We start from the raw sequence: 24,380 nt of genomic DNA, 5'->3' as shown, positions 1-24,380 counted from the left end.
GAAGTAGGCTGGGTGGAGGAGGCTTTGCGACGAACACCCGGCAGCGCCCATTGCCGTTCAGCGATGCGCCAACCGCCTGCCGGGTCTCCGCGATCGCTGCGACCCAGCCTACTTTACGCGGGGCGAGAGGCTTGGATGAGTGCTTCGGCTCCGGCGGTTTTGAGTTTTTCTGCGATTTGCCGACCGAGGTCTTTGGCCCGATCGAGCGAATCGCTTGGGGTAATCTTGCAGTTTGCCGTCTCGTGCAGGCACGTTTGACCGTCGGCCGACATTACCCTAGCGGTGATCGACAATCTCATGGCTCCCTCATTGGTCGGTTCGGTGATCGCGTGAGCGGCGATCGGTGCCAAACAACCGCCGTGCAATTCGGCCAAAACCGTCCGCTCGACCGTCACACAGAAACTCGCCGAGCGGTCGTTCAACCGCCCGACCGCCGATACAGCCGCGTGGTCCTCGCTGCGGACTTCGATCCCCAATGCTCCTTGGCCGGGTGCGGGCAGCATGTCGACGAGTGAGAGCGAGGATCGAGGAAGGTCGTGCATTTCCAACCGTACGACGCCGGCTTCGGCCAGCACGATCGCATCGAACTCGCCGGACCGTAATTTGGAAAGTCGCGTTTGTACGTTGCCCCGAATCGGTTGAATATCCAAATCGCCGCGAAGGGCTTTCAATTGAGCCATCCGCCGGGTGCTTCCCGTGCCGACTTTCGCCCCGGCGGGAAGTTCGCTGAGCGTTCGTCCGTCCAACGTCACCAAGGTGTCCAGTACGGTTTCTCGCTCCGGGACCGCCGCCAAGTGGAACCTCGGATCGTGGGCCGTAGGCAGGTCCTTGAGTGAATGCACCGCCACATCGGCCTCGTCGTCAACGAGAGCTTGCTGAATCCGCTTGGTGAAAACGCCCACTTGGCGAGTTCCGTCGATCGGACGCATGTCCGTGTCACCACCGCTGACCAGCGGCACGAGAACCGATTCAAATCCGAAAGACGCCAATCGGGAGGCGACATACTCAGCCTGCCACATCGCCAACGGACTTTCACGGGTCGCGATTCGCAGGGTACGGGAAGGCAAAGGGGAGGAAGCGGCCAAGAGAGGAAACCGTGGAAAGAGTTGTCGAAATCAAGACCACAATGGCCTAACATAAATCGGTCAGCCGGGAATGGGCCCAATGTGCGGGCGATCATCCGAGCGGCACAATCATCACAATTTGAAGGAACTGCTGCCTCGCTCGACGAATCGGAGTGTTTCCGAATTCAAATGAGTCAAAAGCTCGATAAGAACCAGAATCGGGTTATTTTGGTCCGCTGGTTCGATAGTCTAAATACTGGGCTTCCCCTTGAACAGTTTGCCAAACGATTCTGATTCGCCCGGTATGGGTGCCAATCAATCGGGTTCGATCGAACCCGAATCGGGTGATTCGTGGGCGGATGTCGTTCAGCTTAGCGGGACGGGCGAGCAAACACTCGCGCCAGATCAGCACTCGTCAGGCGACAACGACGATTCGTTCGCCATCAGCAGCCAGTTTGCGATCGCGGCGGATGACGGCCGGAAAATCGCGGGGCAGGGATCCGAGGACCCCGACGAATCCCGTCTGCCCGAATTCATCGGCGGCTACCAGATCGGCAAACGACTCGGCAGCGGTGGCATGGGCGAAGTCTTCATGGCCGTGCATCGATCGATGGGCCGCAACGTCGCGCTCAAGATTCTGCCGATTCGGTGGCTCCATCGGGCTAGCAGCGTGGATCGATTTTACGAAGAAATTCGTGCCGCTTCTCGATTGATGCACCCCAACATCGTGACTGCCTTCGACGCCGGGCAAGCCGAAGGGATTCACTTTTTGGCGATGGAGTACGTCGACGGTGTGACGTTGTCGCAAGCCGTTGCCCAAGAAGGGCCGATGTCCATCGGCGATGCGACCTCGGCGATTCGGCAAGCCGCGTTCGCGTTGCATCACGCCCACACCGCCGGGATCATCCATCGGGACGTCAAGCCGGGCAATCTAATGCGATCCCGCGAGGGCACGATCAAACTTCTCGATCTGGGGTTGGCCCGGTTCTCGTATCAATGGCACTCGGCTGAGCGGTCAGGCGAGCCAGGATATCCAGACGTGACATCTTCCGATGCGGACAGGAATGCCGATTCGTCAAGCGTTCAAGATTCGTCCGATCCACCTAGCCCAGGATCATCGCTGCAAATCGTGTCGTCTCGACGCAGATCGCTTCTTGGCACGCTCTCGTTCATTTCGCCGGAACAACTCGAGGATCCGGAGTCCGCCGATGCTCGTAGCGACCAATATTCTCTCGGTGCGACGTTGTTCTATTTGTTGGTCGGACACCCACCGTTTCAAGGTGAATTGATCGATCAAGTTTATGGGCATCGGCACGGCGAGATTCCCGATTTGATGTCGTTTCGACAAGACGTTGATTTGACGTTAGCGAATGTCGTTCGCCGCATGTTGGCCAAACGTCCCGGCGAACGCTACGGTTCGATGGACGAAGTCGCCCGTGCGATGGCACCCTACGACAACGATCGCTCGACGCCGGCGTGGGTGCTTGACTTTTCTCAGCGCAAACTATCCGACGAAGGTTCGACGTCGGGCGAACCAAACCGGAAAACCACTTCGACTTCCACGGAAGGCCTAAGCATCCTGGGCATCGACCTGGGCATGACCCACGCCGCCACCGCCGTCGGCTTATCGGACCGACGGATTCAAGCGGGTTGGCCTGTGGCGGGTGACGGCGGGCCGCAATCGCTCTTCCGCATGGCAGTCGCCGAGTTGTCCTCGCCAATCACCTCCGCTGGTTCGTCGGGCAACTCGTCGTCGCTGTTATTCGGTCAACCCGCCTATGAGCTGCGTCGAAATCATCCGCGACGAGTATCCCACTGCCAACTGATGTATTTCGATCGTCCCGACCTTCAACGTCGGATCGACGGTCGGATGTGTCCGGCTGAAGTTGCCACCTCGCTTTGTTTGCGACACCTTGTTGGCACCACGTTGATGAACCACGAGCTCGCACGCGACGCTGGGATCACCAATGCCGACCTGATCAGCGAAATCGGTTTACCGGGCGGCAAAGCTTATCATTCGATCGACACGGTTCTGGGATCGAACTGGCATCGCCACGAGAGTTGGCCCGACGCCGTTGCGATTACCGTGCCTACCTGTTACGACCAGCTGCACCGGAGAGGAATTCACACGGCGGCCCAACTCGCTGGGTTGCCTTCGATCCGACTAATCGACCGCAGTCTTGCCGTGACACGATTCGCATTCGAGCAGTCCCAAAATGGCTCCACGGCGCGGCACAAATACAAAGAGCTTGAAGATTCCAAGGAAGAGAACGCGGATGCGATCATTGATGACCTTGATGCCACTGTGTTGTATGTCGGCTTGACCGGCCAAGCGCTCGATGTCGCGGTGATTCGCAAACGCAACTTGAAGATTGAGCAATTGGCGTCCGCCGGACATTGGCGTCATGGTTCGATCGTTTGGACGTCGCGGTTGGTGGAATTGATCTCGTCCAAACTTTCCCCTTTGCCGGCGACCGCCCCGCGGCACGATTCCCACTCTGCCGACTCCCAAACCGCCGACTCCCAGCGGCAACGTTTAATCTACGCCGCCAAGGTTCAAATGGCCGGCGAACGGGCGATGAATTCCTTGTTGCTGATGCCCAGTACGAAGGTCGAAATTCAGCATCTCGGTCAAACGCAAACGATCACGATCACCCGAGACGAGTGGCTGGCCGCCTGCGACGATTTATTGCAAGCGATCGAACACGCGATCCAAACGTCTTGCGAGCGCGCCAACATTTCCATTGAAACGCTGACCCGATGTTTCGTGCTCAGTCCGATCTTGCGATTACCGCCGATCCGGCAACGCGTTTTCGCCGGGTTACCTCCCAATGTCCAGCTCGAGTTCTTTGATTACACCGACGCGGCCCGCGGGGCGGTCGCTTGCGTCGCCGCTGAACTTCCCGGAAACCGAGGCGGACTGCTGCCCGTTCAATCGCGGACCTCGCATTCGGTCGGGTTTGTGGTGGCGGACCAACGGGGTAAACGTAAGATCTTACCGATCATCTCGCGTCAAACGAGCACGCCCGCACGGTCCAATCGGCAACTCGGCGGCAAGACGAAAGACAATCAACTGACGTTGGCATTGGTCGAATCCTCCGGCGTCGACGACGAGGCGTGGCAAACGCTCGGGAGGCACTCGATCACCGTCGATCATGGCGACGAAGCACCCGTCCGGCGGCTCGGATTTGAGATCGATATCAACGGTCTGTTATCGGTCCATATGGAGAATCCCGAGCTTGGCCGAACCGTTCAACTGCCCGCTTTGCCTCAACTCGCCGTTACCCCTGAGCAGTGGGAGAACTGGCGAGAATGGGTCGCCGCTCACGCCTAGGCAATTGGTGACGGAACGTGCTTTGGCAATCATTAACGTTCGTAACGATCAGGCCAACCGAGGCCTTTCAATTTATTGCCGAAGTCCGCGTTTTGACTCAATTATCGCTGGAACCCCGGGCAACTCCGGATAATTTGGGTGCATCGAAAACGGAGTGTGAGGAACGTTCCTCAACGCAACGCACCACCCTATTGCAATTGGGAAGGCACGGAAACCATGGATATGAGTGAGACAAGTCGACCGATGATCGATGAAGTGGATCTAATGATCGACAACGCTCGATTGAGAGACGAGCTGGAGCCTTACCGCGACGAGTCGATCGATGATCCGACGACCCGCCGAATGCCATTGAAGCAGGAAAACGAATACTTAGCCTCGATCTTGGCATGGGAACGGGCCCCGGCTTTGCCGATCCGAGACTGGTTCGATCCGCCTCTCTCGATCCCCGCGCCCGAATCACTCGACGATACCGCATTGGAAGCGACGCTGATTGACACGCTCGTGCGATTGCAATCCCAAAATATCGTACTGTCCTGCACCGACCATCTCAGTGATCGCGAACTGTACACGTTGATCTGCCGCGACATCTTGTCGTGCTGTGAAAAGAAACTTGCCTCACCCGGCAACGAACTCGAATGGCGTTGCATCGACGACAACGAGACTTGGCTAGCCTATTACGCGACCCCCGTCGAGCGCCGCCGATTCCAAGAAGAGTTCCAGGTCGACCTGCCCGAGTCGCGGCCCCTGAGTCGTCGCCGCAATCTGCCTGGAATCCGGGCCCACGAACAGCGTGAATAACACGAACAGCACGAATAAACACGAACCAGTGAACCTTTCCGCCGGACCCTTCGTCTGGTAGGTTATCAAAAGCCGTCGGATTGACACTTTCGGGTGACGACGGCTGATTCGCGACGTCCGATTAGGTTGGACGTCTTAACTCGGGGGCGACTTGGAATCGACCGGTTGTCAAGAAGCGAATGCCTGCGTGTCGTGGTTGATCAGAAGGCCACGTAAAAATCTGATCGCAAATTTTAGTTGCAGAAGAAAACTTTGCACTCGCCGCCTAAGAACAGGTAGCGCGGACTGAGGGGGATCGCCGGAGTCGCCCGAATGTCCGTCACAATTCCGGATCGCGACCCGTCTTACTCAAGACGCGGGTCGTTAAACAAGATTTGAGTTAGCCGATTGGGGAGCCTGTCAAACAGCGCCCGATGAAGCGAAAAGGAGACCTCGAGTCTCTACAAATGGTTTGACTACACATGTAGACGGCATCGTGGATGCATCGCGGGACGGGAGTTCAATCCTCCCCGCCTCCACTAATTAGCCACTTGCTGAAACTCAGCAAGTGGCTATTTTTGTTGGTATTCACGGGTTTTATAGGCGTTTGCGGACGTACGCAAAGTCATCGAACCTCTGGAGTTTCCGATAAAGTTTCTTATAAGCCCCCGCTTTTCGGCCAAAAGTTTCCGATAAGGCCGGAATTGAGGTGGACAAATGGCAACCCGAACGCGTCGAACATGGGCCCCCGATCCTCGCGGCTACTACTCACGGCAGATCGGCTGGATCTCGTCCAAGACCGGGAAACAGCAACAGCACAAGTTCATCATCGGCAAGGTCAAGAAACAAGCTGAGATTCGGGAACGCAAGCTCCGCGAGCTCTGGGAGCAACATGAAGCGGACTCTGGCGCAGAACGTCCACAATGGCCCTAGAATCTCCTCGCCATCGCCAAACAGATAAAAAAGTACCCGGTGATCTCCTTTGTCCCGGAGGACCAACGCGCTTACGAAATCGGCTTGGCGGCCTTGGAATCCTTCGATGACATCCCAAGTAGTGATGATCTTGATTCGGTCGTGCAATCCTTGACTGAAATCGATGCCGCCAAGGTTCAAGCATGGAAGGAAGGTCACGAGACGATCGAGTCAGCTGGGATCTCGATGACGTCCAAAGTGGACGTGCGAGACATTCCACCGAGCCATTCAAGCAGCGACGGCAAATCGGCGGAAACTCGTAGCCGAGAGATCAGCGGAGCAAAGGCTCGCGGCTCGAACACACCATCAGCCAGCTTGCACCAGGCCATCAGGAAGTATCAGAAGTTCATCCGGCAAGAGTTCCATCGTCCTGAAACGGACCAAGTCACCGCCTGGGGACGCACTCAGGTTTGTCAGCTTGACACCTGCCGAGTTACTGCAGTGAACACAACCCGATTGAACATAGATTCTTTTCGCACGTCGGACGGGCGTGCGCGGGCTGCCAAAACGGCGCGCTCGTCCGAAAGTTTTTCGGGAGCGCACCCCACTTGACCCGAGAAAATCCTGTTAGTGCATTACTTAGGCCGAACAGCATTGGGTTTGACCCATTTATTTTTTCCTGGCAGTGAATCGGCCCGAAAAGACTACTGCTGCGAGAATGCCGATTTCGAGTCGGAGCGTTTGCGCGTGCAGATGAACTGACGATTCTCGCGATCAAGCGTGCTGGGGACCATTGCATTGCTAGCCTGCGCATGGATTGTCAGTCGACCCCCAGGGCAGTGCAGTTTCAATCGAGCAGGAAACACCATCGCCCTCAGCGTTCTGAACAACGGTGGCTTCACGAGCCTGCCGATGAACCAAAAGAATTCGATGCCGACCGCTGATTCTAATCAGTGGCATGCAACAGCTCGAAGTCGGTCATGATCTGATCGATGATCGACCTTGACATTGGCAAAAGCTCCTCATCGCGATCCGTCATTGAAACCATCGGCTCGCTCGTTTCAATGCGTTGAATCGTGGGGATCGTGAAACCAGGGCTGCTTAACTTTGAGAACTTCGTTGGCGGCGTCTGTTGTCGATCGGACGGATCGACCGAACTCAGGCGTCTGAGTGTTTGATCATCGAATTGGACCAAATCAACAGCGCGGTGGATGCCAATAGGGGGTAGCATCTGGGACGGCACAGTCACATCTTCACCTTGTCCGGAAGAACGGTTCAGTTCGTTGATGATCTGCAACGCGTCCAGGGCCGTTACCAGTCGGTCTCGAGACACATCAAGGAAACTAAACTTCGAGAGATCCAGTTGGTCGATATCCGGGAATCCATTAGTCCCATTCGTCCCGCCGGTAGCGAATCGAGGATTGTTCAGTTCGTTGATCACTTGCAACGCATCGACTGCGGTTACAACGCCGTCCGAATTGACATCAAACGGATTGAGAGGATTGGAGAAGTCATCGGGGCCGAACAGGTTGATCGTTGCGCCGTTGTTTGAGAATCGCCTGACCAACAATCCGTTGACGATCTCGACGGCATCAAATTCCCAATCATCGTCAAACTCAATCACATCACCTGGATCCGAGATGACGTCGATTCTTCCGTTCGCGAACACCCTGCCGATGACGTCCGCATCTAACATTAACGTGTTGTTACCCAAGCCACGTAGGTCAAACCGTCTAATACCAGGGTCCTGTGCATTGTTCTGAGCAAGCGAAATCGTTTGCCCCTCTGCGTCGACGACAAAGACATCCGTCACGGTAACCTCGGCGGACAAGATGGTCTGGTTGCCTGCGGCATCGACGGCAGTGAAGGAAACGATCGACGTTGTTCCAGCGGAAAAGGTTGCTGGCGCGTTCGTTTGTATCGCGGGCGTTGCATCGACGATGTCTGTTGCGGTGGCCCCATTCAAAAAAGCGGTGATCCTCGACAACATACTTCCTGAAGCCGTGGGCGAAACGGTGAGGTCCGCTGGCACGGTCAGGGCTGGGGCAGTCGTATCCACCACGGTGATGGTGATTGTCGAAGACGTCATGTTGCCCGCGAGGTCCATCGCCGTAAACGTGATCGGAGTATCACCGACTGGGATCGTTGCCGGCGCGTCGTTGGTGAGCGTTGGATTGCGGTCGACCTCATCCGTTGTCATCGCCGTCGCGAAAAGTGCCGCAACAGCACCAGCACTGGACCGGGCACCTCCGGCCGCGTCGCCTTCGAACACGACGGGGGTGGGCACGACGAGCGTCGGTGGCTCGGCATCAATCGACAGCAATGCGAAGTCCTCGGCATCGAAAACGAAACCGTTGGACGACAATCCCGTCAGCCGGATTTCGCTGATCGCGGTCGCGTCGCTAGCTTGAAATTCAATCGTGGCGAGTTTCGTGGATGACGTTGCACCTGCGGGCCATGCCCCCAAAAAATCCGTGAACGAAAGAATCATCGTGCGATCCGTTCGCAAGTTGCCATCGTCAACGGTTTCAAATTCGGGGCTTTCCGAATCGATGTCGTTGACCAAGCCGTCGGCCAGCACAAACGGCAAGTCTGTAAACCGGATTCTCGACGAATCGTAGTGAACTTCAACTAACAACGCTGGCGGGATCAAACCGTTTGCATCGTCCACGTTGTACAGCACGTCAACCGTGAACTTCTCACCTGCGGTCAGGTTGGCGTCGGACGGCGGCAGCAAGACGATTTGCCCCGGTGCTTTCAGTTTGTTGACGAGTTCCACAGATAGTGTTGACGTGGGAAACGTAAACTCGGGACCGGCAACTGGCGTCGCCACCGCAGTCGTCGACGTGGGATCTGAAACCCAGAGCGTCACCGTTTGTATCCTTGTCGGTTCACCAGGGACGACATACTCGCTGGTGTAGATATCAAAAGCGAACCCCGACACCGGATCGGTTTGTTGTGCGGATAATTTTGTCCATACAGTGTTATCCGAGCGAATCACTGAATCATCGGCATCCGCGATCACCAGCAACGGATTGCCGGTGGGGTCGTTGTCGAACAATGCCTTCGCCGTCGCTGTGAGTGTGTTCGCACCCTCACCGCGAAGATCAATGACACCGATGCCCTGGATGTCGGATTCGCGAAGATCAACATGAGTCCCCTTTCCTTGCACCTCGATCCTGTCGGTCCAACCACCGGTCGGTGCCGTGTTCCCAAACTCCGCATGAAAACTGAACGGTTGATAGAGCGGCCCGGTACGAGCATCGAGAATGAGAGTATCGTCGGCACCGGCTTTTCCGGTCAGTTTCAAGAATTGATCGGTGCGAGTTTCATTGGGTAGCGAGAAGGTGGTATCGGCAAACAACGAAGCGTACGTGAATGCGGTACGATCGGTGTAGCGAGTGCTGAAAATCGGCTCGGCGGGTGTTTCGACGACGGGACTGTTGTCGATCCTGATTTCCGTGACAATGCCGCTCGCGACGTCTCCAGATATTTGGTTGTCGTCTTTGAAAAAGTGAACGACCGCGTTCGCTTCGCTTAAAACGGCTTGGTCATTTGAGTCAATGAAGCTGAACGCCAATTCTCCATCAATCAACATTTGAACTTCGCTGGTGGCGTCGACTCGAGTAAACAGAAGGTTGTACTGTCTTCCTCGCTGAATTTTGATGTTGGAATCGACATCGCTCGCGTTTTCGCGGTAGAAGTAGATCACGTCGTCGATGTTGTACAACCCCGTGTTCAAGGTGAGGTCTTTAAAGTCAAGGAGTTTTTGAAAGTTTGTCCTGTCGCCAAGTTCGAAAGTCATCTCAATGGCATACTCTCTCGGGTTCGTGATCCCCGCATAAAGACTCAACCCTTGGCCTGGCTCGAACACATATCCGCCGTTAATGAACACTCCTATATCCGATGACGTCAATGACACCCCGCCGAACGAATCACGAAGCCTGCCATTGAATTCAAACAACCGAGGGTTTTTCCACTGAAGAATTTGATCAGGGACGGGATCGAGCACGATTGGCGAACTGAGGTCTGGAATCCCTGTCGTCACGAAAAAGGTGTCCGTTCCTACCAACATGCCCGAAGCGTCTCTCGCAGTGATGACGAGCTTAGCCGAAGCATCCTTAGCGAAATCAATCGTCAAAACATCGCTCGTGATCGAGCCTGTTACCGCAGGATTGTTTGACTCGACGGAGAGAGTCAGACCGGTCGCGTCAAGAACTTTCGAAACGTCAATCGTATGTTGGGTCGTTCCGCTGAGCACGATCAGATCGACAATCCCACGAATGTCCACCAATTGAAACGGTTCGTTCGGTATCGTAACACTGTAGGTGTCGGTAGTTGTACCACCCCGAAGCCCTGTGGCATTCACCGTTACACTCGATCTTCCGGCAAACTCTCGATCGTATTGCGTTGACAATCCAAAGGGGATTCCCATCGCCGGGTTATCCACCACAGCGACGTTGGCAGTCTGGTCCACACGCTGGATATGCAAGCCCTTTGCGCTGAACAATCCATCAAAACCGAACCTGTCGATTTGGACAGATAGAAATCCGTCTATCACACGGGTTTCAAACAAATCTTGGTAGTTGATACCGTCAATGACCGCGTCTGGTTTTGCCTCGCGGCGTTGGTCGACCGCAATGCTGGTGGAATCAGGAATCGAATGCGTAGTGGTGTAGATCACGCCGCTGGACAGACTCTCATCTGCGTCCCAGGAAGCCGAAACTTGATACACCCCCGGTTCCATAAAATAAAACTCCCAGGCAAGTCGAGTCCCACTGGTAAGGCCCTTGAGGACCTGTGCCGGGTAGTCGTTAGTAACCTCTACATTCAAGGAGATATCTTGACTCGACAACGGAGTCTGTACGCCATGGGTGCTGACTTCCAAGAACGCTCCATCACGGGCGATGCGTGTCTCGAAGCTGGTTGCATCCGAGCCGACGCCAATTTGAATCTCGTTCAAGTCCGACAATTGCTGACGATCCGCGAGTACCTTCACCGTCAAATCGGGTGCCGGCGCGACGGGACCTCTTAAAACCAAGCCAACTGTTAGATCCAGATCAGCATCCGCTCCGTCACGTGGATCGAGGATTCGTGGGGTCACGATCGGACGCGGGTAGAGTTCAAAAGTCGACACGCCAACTGGCAGTGTGAACGGCTCGCTCATCGATATTTCGAACCATTCGCCGGTCGCGGGAATGTGCAAATCAAAGTCGATTGTCGTACCCGAATTCGCCTCCGTGTGTTGGTAGAAAATATTTCCGCCAACATTGGGATCGAAGTGCAACTCGCTGACCGAAACACCCGCAGGTAGCGTGAACTCGAAGCCTTCCGCATTGGGCACACGGACGAATAAAGGCTCGTCGGTGCCCAGCACCGGAGTTCGCTCGGCGTTTTCAAACCGGCCGACCAAAACATCGATTTCTGGCGATAGTGGATCTCCTAGATACTTGCGAAACTCATCGGGAAGATCAATCGTTCGGCCGGGAGTGCCGTCTGCGCGGCTGCGGACCAAGGTGCGGATACTCGGATCGTCCTTGTCCACCAAGAACGTCTCATCGAAGATCACGTTCTCACCGAAAGTGCTGAGAGCGAACACGCCCGTGCCATCGACAAAAGGTGTCAAGACGGGGGCGAACGGTGAGGAACCAGTCACGGCGGAACTGGACACACGGAAGGTGGGAATGCCCGAGCGATCGGACAACGACAGCACGCCATCAGCGAACGTGGAATTCAACGTTGGGCTTTGGCCACCGTCAATGAATGCTCGAATATCTGCTGGCAAGGTTCGCTTTGCACCCGGAGCGAATGTCAAGCCATCGGTCAGTCCTTGCTGAGTCGTTGACGAGCCGCCGATGCCGGAGAAATGACGCAAGATCAATACGGCGTCGTTCAGGGTTACGCTTGCGTCGTCATCCACATCCAATCGCCCCTTGACGCGCAGCCCTTGTAAGTAGGCGAGTATCTCTGCTGCGTTGGTTCGCGTTGCCGTGTCTGAGATGACGTCGGCTGATGTGATGCCTGCGATCAGGGCGTCACCGGATTTCCCCTCGATGAATCGAGCGATCAAGGTGCCGTCGGTGGTGGGCGACAGGAATCCGTCGCCATCAATATCCAACGCCAAGTCAAACTGACGTACAAAGATATTTGCGGCGGACTCGAACGCTGCTTGTCTCGCATCGGTCAGTAATCGCTCGGTGTGAACACCAATGGCGCCTGGGGCTTCAGCGCCTGCGACAGTCACCGTGATATCTCGCGTTGTTTCACTGGCAAACTTAACGCCAAACGTGGCCGCACTCCCTAAAAGGTTTTCGAAGCCGCGAAGCCGGAACGTCTGAGGCCCCAAACCGTTGGCAAACGTCGTGCCGGCCACATCCAACTCAAAACTACTTTGAACCCGGCCATCGCCATCGAGCAACTCGAGTGTCGTTCCCCCATACGGCGGACGAATCTGGACGATCTCATTTCCGGTCGTTTCAAACAGCACGTCTTGATGGATGACACCATCGGGACCGACCAGAGGAATCGTGAAGTAGGTCGTTTGATTGTTGAGCGGTTCGACTCGAGCGGTGGTTCCCGATTGCATTAAGAATGCACCGCCAGGTGACGCTCCATCTCGCCGCGATCCGGCACCGTTCACGCCAAGCGTGAAAGCTGCCAGCCTCGTTTTCGTTGCTGGCAGATTGAATGTGCTGGAAAAGATCGAACCAAGGTCGAATGAATCGATCAGCGTATGAGTATTTTCATAAACGGGACCTAGATCAAAAATCTCCTGGCTGAACGCGTTCAGTTTGAGCCGCAAAATCTCCAGCATGCCCTGCAGGTCAATGTCCAGCCCGATGTCGTTGGAGAACCGGTTGCCAACGGTCATTGACGGAGCGATGTTGACGATCTTGGTGCCCGCATCGACTCGGATTTCCGTTCCTGGCATAAAGGAAATCGAATCGCCTGTGTTGACCTTCAGTGCGGTCGCGGTTGACCCGACAAACACATCGATCGTGCCTCCACCGGCGAACGTAAAATCAAAACCCGCTTGGTGCTGGGCATCAAAGAACGGTTCGACCTTGATGTCTTGCGACAGCGCTAAGCGAGGCGTGATGACATAGGAGACCGTGGTGGCTTCGACATCGATCGGCCCGGCCGAGAATTCATAAACGCCGAACGGCCCGAGAGCACCCACATCGACAGACAAAGCGGCGATCTGACGCTTCGCATCTAGCGCCGACCCCAAACCAAAGTCGTCGGTGCTTGCCGAAAGGGTACCTTGTTCGTTATCGAAACTTTGGTCGGAAAGTTGGATTTCCGGTACCGTCAATGCGAGCTTGCCAAGTGACTTGGAGATCCCGACGGATCCCAGTTTTCCGATCTTCGGTGTCTTGGTTCCGATCCCGAGTTCGACTTCAACGCCGAGCAAATCTTCGGATTGACCGAATGAAACGGTGAGACCGGCACCGCCACTGGACTGCTTCGCTCCCGGATCCTTGGTCGTGGCTGCTTGCTCTTCAGCCTTACCTTCTCGGATGGTCTTGTCGTGATCTCCTGCCTTACCCTCGGCCTTATCGATTTCTGCCTTGCGTGTTTTCTCGCGGGCATCACCCAGTGAGTTGACGAGCTTTTTGGCTTTGCTGTATCCAGAAGAAATCAGATTGATGTAGTCGATCAGCGCGAGATTGATGTCGCCATCGAACGCGGGCGGGTTGTTGCCGTTATTGCTGTCGGACGTCAGCGTCCCATCGGGCCTCACAAATTGAAGGTTGCCAGCATCGTCTTCTTCCTGTCGATTGATCGAAAATAGTGGCACTGTTTCATCAATCGAGATGGGAATATTGCCCTGGGCGCATGACACGACACAGGCACGTCCACCGATGTTGGCATTGAATTCAAACACCAAGTCCACGAAAGCTCCGACTCGGGGCGACACCGTGTAAACGCTGCCGTCGGTTAGCACGGATCCGGTACCAATCACGAAAACACCGTTACCGACTTCATTGAGCGAGTAGGCAAACGAACCGTCATAGAAAGTATCGACGCTGCCGGAATTTACATAATATCCATACTCGAGCCCCAGACGACCATCAAAGTCGACCGTTGCGTCACCGCCCCACTGAGTACCGAAAAACGGATCTTCGTAAACACCTGGTCCCACGGTGAAGGACTGGTCAAATTCAATCCCCAAGAAACCGGGCTCTTTGGAAATTGTACTGTTGGGCAACCCATCATCGAAACCTTGACCAAAGACGGCTGCGCTACCGGCTCCGAATTGGCTGGCGCCACGGATCTCCGCCGTGAACGGCACTACCGTAACTTGGCTCGATTCAAAAGCACCGATATCACCGACTTTGCCATCGTCGTCACGTAAATCAAAAATCGAGCCCGCTTGGTCCGTGACGGGAAACCCGCGTTGATCGAGCAGACCGAGTCGTTCGCCGTTGTCGATTGCAATGCTCGTCGCACCAATAGCTTGCGTCTCGCTGCGACCGCCGTTGTCGGCGAGCGAAGAAAGATTCGGATCGTCCTTATAAGTCGTCGCCCCCACAATTCTAGTTAATTGTTGGGTCGAGATATTCGTAATCACGTTCGGTTGTTTTGCGGTCACCGTGAAAAACAACGAGACTTGCTCTCCCACCGTCACGGCCCCCGAGCCAATTTGTTGCGTATTGGCACTGACAATGCTGTTGGACAACTCAATTCTGTCAGCAATCGTAAGCCCTGAGCCTTCAACGAAAGAGCTATTCGTGTTTCCAATAACTCGATTGTTTGCGATCGTGCTGTCAATAATAAGGGTCGAGTCGAAGTTCTGTATAATCCCCTGTAATTCGAAGGTATGAAAACCGCCCCCGGTTGCGTTTTTGCCCCGTGCGATATTTCCTGAAATCGTACTGCTGAGAATTTTATTGACAGAGCCGCCCGATCGTAGTGCAATGCCACCGCCAATTCCCAAATCGCTGCTTTCGGCGGTGTTGCCGGAAATCGTTGTTCGCTCGACATGAAGCCCTCCACTTGCATAGATGCCTCCACCGCGGATGTTCCCAGACGCAGTGGCCGAACCAGCTCGGTTTCCGCTGATTGTGGAGTCGATGACTTCAACGGTGGAATTTGGGTTCAAGTCAATTATAGCGCCACCATGCTTCCCTGATCGATTTCCGCTCAATTCGCTTCGACGGATTAAGGTTGTTTGACGTGGAGTACCAGTATTTGACAAAACATTATCAATGGCAGTAGAAATGGCTCCGCCATTGTTCAATGCGATATTGCCGCTTAGCTTTGAATCCTCAATTGTCAGCGGCACTCGTGTGTAGATCGCGCCGCCATCGATTTCTGCTTCGTTATTTTCGAGAAGAACATTCGGTCCGATATGCAGTTCGTTATCTTGTACGGAGTACCTGAAATCTCTAGAGTCAAACAGTAAATTGACAATCGCACCGCCCATCGCTTCAGAATGGTTATCGCGAAGTACGGAGTCCTTGATCGTCATGCTTCCTACGTTTGCGATTGCGCCGCCGCCAGCAAAAGCGGCATTAAAATCATCTCCTGAGTAACGACTTGTGTTGTTAGCAAACAAAACGTCTTGGATCGTTGTGTTACCAGCGCTGAATAATGCGCCACCCTGTGTTCGGAGGTCAAAGCCATCGAAGTTAGCGATGCTACCCTCTCCAACCCCATCGACTAATGCCAAACCAGAAATGAACGTGTTCGCGAGCGGTCCGACTTCGATCATGCGTGTCTGATTGGAACCGCTGATTTGGAGCAAGTCAGACCCTGGCCCTGAAAGCACTAAGTCAAACACGATTTCGATGGGCGTCGTCAAGAAAATCGTCGAGATGATTCCTTCGTCAGTTTCGATCAATGACGATGCGAAACGAATACCATTGGCATTCGGTGACAAGTTCGCAATCTTGACAGCCTCGCGAAGTGATAGATCGCCAAAAGAGTAGTCACCGTCATCTTCGTCTACCAACGTCGAGACCACTAACTCATGGTTGGTGAACACGGGGCGAAACTGGTTTTCATACGCGCCAATGTCGATGCGTCCCAATACGAAGCCGCTATCACCAATCGAACTATCCGCTCGCAAAAACGGATAACTGCGGGCGTCGGATTGAAGTGCGTCCTCATACCGCAAAGTCGGGATGATCGGAGCACCAGCCTCATCAAATAGGATTCCCTCGCTTGCCGAAGGGAGAAACGGCGTCCCAGCATCGAGTGCGGGACTGTCCAACTTCAGTGAATGGACCGCTGGAGCCTTGATCCGTTTGTTGGTGCCGAAGAGTGGCGACAGTGGCGCGTTGCCCAAATTGTCGGCCAAGTTTCGGAACAGGATTTGATCGATGTTGATCGGTTGGCCGAGCAAATCACCCACGATGTTCCCAGTTCCCAGCGAACCGTCGCGATCGTCGAGCAGTCCTCCTGCCGATGCGGGATCGCCGATCAAATTGAATCGGCTTTCGTTCACGAGAATCGGTGCAGCCGACATCAGAAAAATGTCGCTTGGCGCTGCAACGGATGTGTTTCCGGCCACAATGGTATTGACGAGTTTTGCCGTCGGTAAACCCACGACCTCGTTGACGGCGAGACCACCACCACCGGCCAAGGAATCGTTCAGTGTGATTGTCGTGTTGATCAGTCGTAGTTTCGGATCGTTGATGGAGCCAGATTGTGGGTCGTGAAAAATGCCCGCACCAAATCCGGCTGCCCGATTACCTGAAATCGTCGTGTTGTTGAGTGTGGTCGCGGGACCATCCGATGCAACAGGGCTAGTGACCCGCCTCGACGAGATCGCACCGCCATTCTGACTTGCCTCGTTATCAAAGAAAGTACTATTGGATATCTCAATGGTTCCACCGACGTTATCGATACCGGCACCAATCGGTGCTTGATTCGACGAGACCGTGCTCCCGCTGACGATCAGTTGAGCTGCCACACCGGCATTGAAACCCGTGAAGACATGCACGCCGCCACCGGACTCCGACGCCGTGTTGCCGTCAAGAACACTATCTCGCACCTGGACAACTTGCCCTGCTCCGGCAACGTAAATACCGCCGCCGAGAACCGCGTCGTTGTTTGCGATCTCCGATTCGTAAACCGAAACAAGCGACGCATTGGCAAGGCTAAATTCACTTTGAACAACGTAAATCCCGCCTCCGCTGGAAGTCCCAATGACGTCACCAACCGCAGTGTTCCCCACAATCGTGCTACGGTTGACGACAACGGTTGCCCTATCGACTGAAATCCCGCCGCCCCGGTGTGCCTGATTTCCACGGATGAGTGAGTCTTCGACCACGAGGGTCGGTAATCTACCCTCGACTGACGCCGTAACATCAATCGCACCGCCAGCTTCTGCGATTGTTTCGTCACCAAGAAATCCGTTGTTCTCGATCGTGCTGTACTTTACTGTTAACACACCCTGCGTCAGTTCAACGCCGCCGCCGGCGTTGCCATCAATCAAGACATTTTCGAGCGTCAGGTCAAATGCGCCCCCGGACCTGATGGCGCGGCCTGTACTTCCCGTTATCCTCATTCCCGAAACGTCGATGATATCTTCCACAACGAAGATGGATTCAGCTCCGCCCGCATCGATGGTAAATCGTTCCGGTCCCGGTCCGACGATTGAGATGCTCTTTTGGCTTACGCCCGCTGTTCTTTCTTGTCCCCCCTGTCCCAACGCGTAGAGCGCCCCAGGAATACGCTCTGGATGCAAGTCGGGGCGTAGCGTGAGCGTCGCTGGTCCGTCACGGAACAGAGCCTCGCTAAAACGAATGATGTCGTTCGATTCGCCCGCAGGGAGTCCATGCAGAGCTTCGTTGGTAGAAGCTGCCTCCAGCGCCTCGCGCAGGGTCGTTCCGCTGCCGTCATCGGTGAGACTGTCGACGACGTAGGTTGCCAGCAGATTCCGTTTTTCGAGCGTTTCAAATCGGCGGAATCGGCGTCGATCGCGAACTTGCCTCCGCTGTGGCTTCGGTTTCCATCCAAAAACCTGTGAGAAACGATTGGAAAAATACATAGATTCACCTGGCGAGTGGGGCACGATCGAAGCAAGTGGTTCAATCCGATCAGCACCAACAGGGGTGCGATGCAACTCGCCTCAATAGTTGTTCGTAAAACCGTTACGCCAAAACGAAGCTCCCAAGAGAGAATTGAACGATTTTCTGACATTGCAGTGACTTGGACGCTTATACTCCCCATGCGAAAACCGTTTTTTGTTTAACTCGTCACACCAAGACCACCCGTGTCACCTGCAACGAACTCCTCACCGACCTCCTCAACGACGTCGGCCAGTTTGTTGGCGGGAATGGCGGCACGTGATGACGAGACCTGGATGCGTTTTCTTCAGGTGTACGGGCCGCTTGTTTACGAATGGATCGGCCGTGCGGAAGTCAATCCGAGTGCCGTTGACGACATCGCCCAAGACATTTTCACCGCTGTCGCGACGAGTTTCAACAACTATCAACACGACGCGAAACGCAGTGGAAGCCTGCGGCGATGGATGTGGGGCATTGCGAAAAACAAAATCGCTGATTGGCAACGCAAAGATGCTCAGCAAGTGAAAGCTGGAGGTGGTTTGTCTTTTTTTCGTCTCATCAACCAGTTGCCCGACGTCCCGTTTGAAGACAGTGACCCTGGTTCACAGCACAAGACACGGATGCAATTAGCGGCGCGAGCACTGGCAATTTTGCAGACGGATTTTGCCCCCCCGACGTGGCAGGCTTTTTGGCGGTCGGTGATCGACGGTGAAAAAACATCAGAGATCGCTGAGAGCCTGAACATGACCGCAGTGGCGGTTCGACAATCGCGGTTTCGGGTCCTGCGGCGACTGCGTGAAGAACTGGGCGAGGATTTGCCAAGCACGTTGTGATGAGCGATCGCGCTGTGATGATGTTGTGGAAATGCGGCTTCCATTTTGCAGTAACGGTTTTGCGAAGAACTGATGTATGAACAAAATCACTCAGCACTGCCCCGATCCCTCGACGCTTGCGGATTGGATCGAAGGCGCGGTTTCAGACGAAATGGCTGAGACCGTGATGGAACACGTCGGCGAGTGCCAGACGTGCAGCGAATGGCTTGAACGGGCCGAGGCCGAACCACGAAGTTTGATCGCGATGTTGCGGGCTGGAATCAGTCTGGACAATCTCAACGACACTGTCGACGATCGGTTTGCCCGCAATCGATCGCCACTTCAACCACGTCCGCCCCACGAATTGCCAACCAACATCGGCGAATTCCGCATCGTTCGCGAGCTTGGTCGCGGTGGCATGGGCGTTGTTTACGAAGCTGAGCAAACCGCGTTGGGACGACATGTGGCACTCAAGGTTCTGCCCCCGCATTCGTTTCAAGACGAAAATCGAGTCAGACGTTTTGAACGTGAAGTGCAGGCAGCCGCCCGTTTGCACCATACCAATATCGTTCCGGTTTTCGGTGCCGGACGCGATGGCGATTTGCACTTTTATGCTATGCAGTACATTCAGGGCCGTGGGCTGGATCGGGTGATTGCGGACGCTCGCGTTCAGCGGACGCCGTTTGATTGGTCACATCAACGTTTTGTGGCTGAGATGGGTGCTCAAGTCGCGTCAGCCCTCCATCATGCGCATGCGTATGGAGTTGAGCATCGAGATATTAAACCCGCGAACCTGATTCTCGATGCACACGGAATCGTTTGGGTCGCTGACTTTGGTTTAGCAAAGCTGGATGATGGACTGGAGCTAACGGGCACGGGAAACCTATTGGGAACACTTCGTTTCATGCCTCCTGAAAGCTTTCAGGGATACTCCGACCCTCGCAGTGATGTCTATTCACTGGGGATCACGCTGTATGAACTGTTGACGCTCACACCGGCGTTTGCCGCAAACGATCAGCGGCAACTCGTCCATGACATTACCAAGAGCGGTCCTCCACCTTTGACACAAGTGATCGACGGCGTATCGCGAGACTTAGCAACGATCATCCACAAAGCGATCGCCCAAGATCCACAGGATCGCTATCAAAACGCGGCCGAATTGGAGCAGGACCTACGCAGTTTTGTTAACAACGAACCGATTTTGGCTCGCCCTGCCGGCGCACTCGAACGTCTGTGCCGATCAGCACGCCGCAATCCGGTAGTCGCATCACTGACGGCAAGTGTGTTTCTTGCACTAGTGATGGGAACAATTGTCTCAAACTACTACGCCGTCGCCGCCACTCAAAGCGCGTCAAAGGAAAAGGCTGCGTCTGAACAAGCCAGAGAATCTGAACAGTCTGCAAAGAATTCTGAGCTGCTTGCGAAGAAATCGGAAGAGTATGCCAAGCAACGCGAAGTCGAAGCGGTAACTCAGCTTGGTAAAACACAAATTGCTCTGGCAGAGGCTTCGTACTTAGCTGGAAACGGCCGGCGGGCGATACAGTATCTGCAGGCGTGCCCTGAGCATCTTCGAGACCAGGACTGGGAATATTTGTCCGCCCGGGCTGATCGTACGATCTACACCCATCCCGGCGATACCGTCGGTCAACTTTCAGGAATCCATTTTGTTCCTCCATCGCGAAACAGGGTCATCCTTGTTCCCTGGAAGAGTCCCGACCCCATTCGCTGCATTGATTCTCGCACAGGAAAGGTAGTCCAATCTAAGCAACTTGAAGTCAATTTAGATCTAGTCCATTCGGTGGTTTCACCAGATGGCAAGCTGCTTGCGATATCGCCACGGCATCGTAGTCGAGTCTGTCTTTACAACGCGTCAACTTTTGAAAAGCTGCTTGACGTGCCGACTGAGTTACTTCGCCCGTCGGGTACATTTGATAGCCAGCTATTGTTTGCCGCCGATTCAAAAACTCTCATCCTTCAGAAAGCAAAAGGCACACTCGCTCTCGACACCGAAAATTCTGAACTGCGAGTACTTTCCGATCAGTTCTTTGCATGTGCAACGGCTCACACGAAGTCAATTGCCTATGGCGTGAAAAACAAACGACTCACGGCAGTAGATATAGAAACGGGTGAGACCATTTGGACCGGCCCTTTGTCTTCTAGCAAGATACAGTCAATGGCAGTCTGCTACGACGACAGCATGTTGGCCATTGCTGGGTGGGACGAGCCGAGCATCACCTTGCACGACGCGGCAGATGGTCGATTAATCAATCGCTTGGCCTCTGATGTGCTCGCCCCTGAAACCGCAATCTTGCCTGCTGCCCACGCGCCGTTTTTTGCGACGATAGAAAAATCAAGCGGCCAGAATGCGGTAAAAGTGTGGAAGTTCGACGACGAAAATCAGCGGCCTGCTTACACCACTTTTTGTCGCGATGATCGAGACAGACGTGTCGGATGGAACGATACATCCGGTATTCTGGTCTCAGGATTCATCGGTGTTGACGCCTATCCCACTCCTGCGGTCAGTGCAACAAGGCTACTCGCCGCTAACGATGCACCCAGTGCGTTGTTTCTTGAGGATGGCGTCATCGCCGCTTGCCTAGCCGGCCGTCAAGGAATGTCGGTTTTTGAAATTGGGAAGCATGACTCGCCTCGATTGTTCAAGGAGGTTTACAACCACGTAGCCACCTCGTATTGCCGGGACAAATTTATCGGCACACGATCAGAATATGGTGGCACACACAACGTCTCGGATCTGATCAATATCGAAACGGACTCTTTTTCGAAGTGTGCGACGATGTTTTGGCGAATGCGACATATCGCCGTCGCACCCGGAGGCAGGTACGTTGCTGCGGCACATCCAAATAAGTTTTCAATCAAGCGTGAACAGGCCGCGGGTTCTTATGCCGAGGTGCTCTGTCGGGACATCAATAGCTTCCTAGACGGAAAGAAGTCAAATGTCACTTTCATGTTTCCTGCTGGTCAGGTCCCCACGATCCTGATCTCAACGCTATTCGAACGAGACGGAGAACTGGCTACGAAAACCAGTCTTCACAATCTCGTGACGGGCAGACTGATGATAGAAAAACTTGAGCCCTCTCTACTGCGGGTCTTTTGTCTGAGTCCGTCTGGCGAAGTTTTTGCGACCGGTTGCGATGATGGCAAAGTCCGACTCTACGACGCAAGAACTTTAGAGTTGCTGTCAGTTGCACGCCTTCACGACAAGAACGTCACGGCATTGGCATTCCGCTGCGACGGCGCTCAGTTGGCAACCGGAGAATCCAACGGACAAATACGCTTGTGGCAGATTGCGGACAACCATTGCTCGCAGTGTGTCCACGAAATCGTTGGCAATGGCGTTAAGGTCCGTGCGCTCGACTTTAATCCCTCAGGTACCAAACTCCTCGCTCTCGCCGGATCAGAACTGTCCATTTGGGACCTTTCGAACCAACCTATTTCTACGAAGCAGGTGGAGCAAGAACGAGTCAATGCTTATCTAGAAATTGACGACGCCCAGCATTCTTCGCGACCAGAACAGAGTCTTCAGGACGAGTCACGAAATTGATCCCGTGATAGAAGATCGATCGCATGGTAGATCGATCGCATGGTAGGGCGATTCAGCGGCCGAAAATTGTGAAGGTCAATGCAAGACGAATTAGCCGAACATCGGGAGGCTAATCTAGAAGCTCCAAGTAATCCGCCAGCGACATCGCCAGGAATCGCTTGTCGCTGCAACGATCCGGGGTGTCGCTTCGTGAAATTCTGCTTGTTCCGTTTCGATTCGTCGCTGAGCGGAGCAGTTCCAAAATTCGCCGCGAACTGCTGTAAATACTCTTCAATCCAGCGTTTCCGGTGGTTGAAGCAAGTCAATAGCCACTGCAGTGCTCTGTCCACGTAATCCTGTTACACGCCGGCGACACCCGACGTTGAGCAATCTCATCGGGACGACAATTTCCACGTCATTGAGTTGCAACCTCTGGTCGAGATGAAACTCAATTCTTGGCGACTCAAAGACCGAGTTCACTTACTCGACATGATCGAAATCGGTTTGCTCGACAATACTTGGCCAGCAAAATTCCCCATCGATCTCGGCAGGCGACTGCAAGAGTTGATCGACAACCCTGACGGTTAGTGCCACGAAATCGAGTCGCGAAACCTGACCTTTGGTTTAACCGATGCTGTTTCAATGGCACCAACCCACCCTCGACGTGCCACTCCGTTCCGAGAAGAACCTAGAATTGAGCCACTTTGGCGGTGGTGGCGGATGGTTTGGTTGCTTGATCGATGGTCGGTTAGGGGCGATTTCGCAGTTGCTTGTTTGGATGCAACCACTCCTGGATCTGTCGATCGGCAGCGTAGATCGGGAGTTGGCGTTTCGCTAGGCCGGTGGCAGGCCGTCGGTGAGTGCTCGCTGCATGGCGGCGAGCGTTTCTTTGCCAACGTGATGCTCCATCCCCTCGCTATCGCACTCGACCGTGCGGTCGCTGACGCCAAGGCGTTTGAGGAAATCTTTGACAATTTCGTGGCGTTGCTGTGATCTCGCAGCCAACCGTTTTCCCTTGGCCGTCAACGAAATGGGCTGGTACGGGGCGGTTTCGACATACCCGTCGCGCTACAGCCGGGCGATTGTGTAGTTGACCGTTGCATCCGTCACTGCGAAGCGGGTGACCAAATCCAGCGCTCGGAATTGGCCATGATCATCGATCGCCTCGGCAATGGCTTCGATGTAGTCCTCGGAGGCATGGTCCGGCCGCGTTCGGTGGTGCGTTTTCGACGGCAAGGGAAGACTCCTTTGGTGCGGCCTGGCGACGTTTCCTGCTCCCCAGACAGAAATCAACTCTGCGAACAGGGACTTGAGGCTGTCGTACGCCTTGCGATTCCCCTTTTCCGCCGCTCGGTCGCGTGTTTTCAACGTCTCACGGATGATACTCATGATGTGATCGTATTCTTCAGCCATCTGAAGTTGCGAAGCTAATAGCCCCTGTGGATCGTATTTAGACACAACCGATACCTCTTTCGGTTACCTCAGAAGAAACTGGGCAACGGGTGAGTTAAACCGACGTTCGGGTGGCCACCCTAGCCCGTGGTCATTCTCGCAAATTTCCGATCGAGTACCAGCCACAAGACGCTTCTGATTATCCGATAAAGTTTCCGATAAGAATCAATGCGAGGAAACAAGGTGAAAGCCGTAAGTCCATCTGAAGCAGGCACTTGCGAATTTTGAATCAGCTGGAAGTGATTAAAATTTTGACATTCTCCCCGCCTCCACTCTCGAAAGCCTGGTTTTCTTCGGAAAACCAGGCTTTTTTCGTGTCTAGGTGTCCCAAGGGACTGTCCTGGCCTGCTAAAAGTTTGGGGTTGCGGCGGCAATGCGATTGCGCAAGTTTAGTTCCTCGGAGCTAATACCGAGATCTTCTTTTCTGGCGGTGTGAACTCCTGGCTTGAGTTGTTCCCACTTCCATGC

At 54.5% G+C, this 24,380-nt stretch carries 12 protein-coding genes and 1 other RNA gene; 9 read left to right on the top strand and 4 right to left on the bottom strand.

What is annotated here, in order from left to right; genetic code table 11:
- Nucleotides 1–113 precede the first annotated feature (113 nt).
- Nucleotides 114–1,085, bottom strand: coding sequence for a hydroxymethylbilane synthase (gene hemC / locus Pla100_RS18095; protein ID WP_315853482.1), 972 nt, complete (start codon nt 1,083–1,085; stop codon nt 114–116).
- A 247-nt stretch (nt 1,086–1,332) separates the two neighbouring features.
- Between hemC and Pla100_RS18090 the strand changes: the two genes are divergently transcribed.
- From Pla100_RS18090 to Pla100_RS18070, 5 genes are all read left to right on the top strand, one after another.
- Nucleotides 1,333–4,398 (top strand): protein kinase domain-containing protein, encoded by a 3,066-nt coding sequence (locus Pla100_RS18090; RefSeq protein ID WP_231603185.1) that lies wholly within the window; start codon nt 1,333–1,335, stop codon nt 4,396–4,398.
- Nucleotides 4,399–4,620: 222 nt separating this feature from the next.
- Nucleotides 4,621–5,196 carry a hypothetical protein gene (locus tag Pla100_RS18085; RefSeq protein WP_146579113.1) on the top strand — a complete coding sequence of 192 codons (576 nt, stop codon included), beginning with the start codon at nt 4,621–4,623 and terminating at the stop codon, nt 5,194–5,196.
- Nucleotides 5,197–5,338: 142 nt separating this feature from the next.
- Nucleotides 5,339–5,717: a transfer-messenger RNA gene (gene ssrA / locus Pla100_RS18080) on the top strand.
- A gap of 175 nt (nt 5,718–5,892) precedes the next feature.
- Nucleotides 5,893–6,108 carry a hypothetical protein gene (locus Pla100_RS18075; RefSeq protein ID WP_146579112.1) on the top strand — a complete coding sequence of 72 codons (216 nt, stop codon included), beginning with the start codon at nt 5,893–5,895 and terminating at the stop codon, nt 6,106–6,108.
- A 39-nt stretch (nt 6,109–6,147) separates the two neighbouring features.
- On the top strand, nt 6,148–6,699 hold the full coding sequence (locus Pla100_RS18070; RefSeq protein ID WP_146579111.1) for a hypothetical protein: 552 nt from the start codon (nt 6,148–6,150) through the stop codon (nt 6,697–6,699).
- 334 nt (nt 6,700–7,033) lie between these two features.
- On the opposite strand, the gene Pla100_RS18065 is transcribed toward Pla100_RS18070, so the two are convergent.
- Complete coding sequence (locus tag Pla100_RS18065) at nt 7,034–18,088, bottom strand: choice-of-anchor Q domain-containing protein (RefSeq protein ID WP_146579110.1); 11,055 nt, start codon at nt 18,086–18,088, stop codon at nt 7,034–7,036.
- Nucleotides 18,089–18,313: 225 nt separating this feature from the next.
- On the opposite strand from Pla100_RS18065, the gene Pla100_RS18060 reads away from it, so the two are divergent.
- The 4 genes from Pla100_RS18060 (at nt 18,314) to Pla100_RS18050 (ending at nt 23,298) form a co-directional block, all read left to right on the top strand.
- The gene (locus Pla100_RS18060) at nt 18,314–18,940 is read left to right on the top strand and encodes an RNA polymerase sigma factor (RefSeq protein ID WP_146579109.1); all 627 of its coding nucleotides are present in this window, start codon (nt 18,314–18,316) and stop codon (nt 18,938–18,940) included.
- Nucleotides 18,941–19,016: 76 nt separating this feature from the next.
- On the top strand, nt 19,017–22,481 hold the full coding sequence (locus Pla100_RS18055; protein ID WP_146579108.1) for a WD40 repeat domain-containing serine/threonine-protein kinase: 3,465 nt from the start codon (nt 19,017–19,019) through the stop codon (nt 22,479–22,481).
- 420 nt (nt 22,482–22,901) lie between these two features.
- Nucleotides 22,902–23,048 (top strand): hypothetical protein, encoded by a 147-nt coding sequence (locus Pla100_RS30910; protein ID WP_231603184.1) that lies wholly within the window; start codon nt 22,902–22,904, stop codon nt 23,046–23,048.
- Between the two features lie 43 nt (nt 23,049–23,091).
- Complete coding sequence (locus Pla100_RS18050) at nt 23,092–23,298, top strand: hypothetical protein (protein WP_146579107.1); 207 nt, start codon at nt 23,092–23,094, stop codon at nt 23,296–23,298.
- Here the strand turns inward: Pla100_RS18050 and Pla100_RS31700 are convergent.
- Together Pla100_RS31700 and Pla100_RS31695 are read right to left on the bottom strand one after the other, a co-directional pair.
- Nucleotides 23,295–23,486, bottom strand: coding sequence for an iron dependent repressor, metal binding and dimerization domain protein (locus Pla100_RS31700; RefSeq protein ID WP_261344811.1), 192 nt, complete (start codon nt 23,484–23,486; stop codon nt 23,295–23,297). The two genes, Pla100_RS18050 and Pla100_RS31700, sit on opposite strands and share 4 nt — an antisense overlap.
- Before the next feature lie 42 nt (nt 23,487–23,528).
- Nucleotides 23,529–23,849: a hypothetical protein gene (locus tag Pla100_RS31695; RefSeq protein WP_231603182.1), complete on the bottom strand. Its 321-nt coding sequence runs from the start codon at nt 23,847–23,849 to the stop codon at nt 23,529–23,531.
- Nucleotides 23,850–24,380 lie beyond the last annotated feature (531 nt).

The organism is Neorhodopirellula pilleata, assembly GCF_007859915.1.
GTDB classification, from domain to species: domain Bacteria; phylum Planctomycetota; class Planctomycetia; order Pirellulales; family Pirellulaceae; genus Rhodopirellula; species Rhodopirellula pilleata.
This window is presented reverse-complemented; position numbering and strand designations above follow the sequence as displayed.

What these genes read in the sequence shown, in the direction of transcription:
- Pla100_RS18085 (WP_146579113.1), top strand. Translation starts at nt 4,621, where the DNA reads ATGAGTGAGACAAGTCGACCGATGATCGATGAAGTGGATCTAATGATC.
- Pla100_RS18075 (WP_146579112.1), top strand. Translation starts at nt 5,893, where the DNA reads ATGGCAACCCGAACGCGTCGAACATGGGCCCCCGATCCTCGCGGCTAC.
- Pla100_RS18065 (WP_146579110.1), bottom strand. Translation starts at nt 18,088, where the DNA reads ATGTATTTTTCCAATCGTTTCTCACAGGTTTTTGGATGGAAACCGAAG.
- Pla100_RS18055 (WP_146579108.1), top strand. Translation starts at nt 19,017, where the DNA reads ATGAACAAAATCACTCAGCACTGCCCCGATCCCTCGACGCTTGCGGAT.
- Pla100_RS30910 (WP_231603184.1), top strand. Translation starts at nt 22,902, where the DNA reads ATGAAACTCAATTCTTGGCGACTCAAAGACCGAGTTCACTTACTCGAC.
- Pla100_RS18050 (WP_146579107.1), top strand. Translation starts at nt 23,092, where the DNA reads ATGCTGTTTCAATGGCACCAACCCACCCTCGACGTGCCACTCCGTTCC.
- Pla100_RS31695 (WP_231603182.1), bottom strand. Translation starts at nt 23,849, where the DNA reads ATGAGTATCATCCGTGAGACGTTGAAAACACGCGACCGAGCGGCGGAA.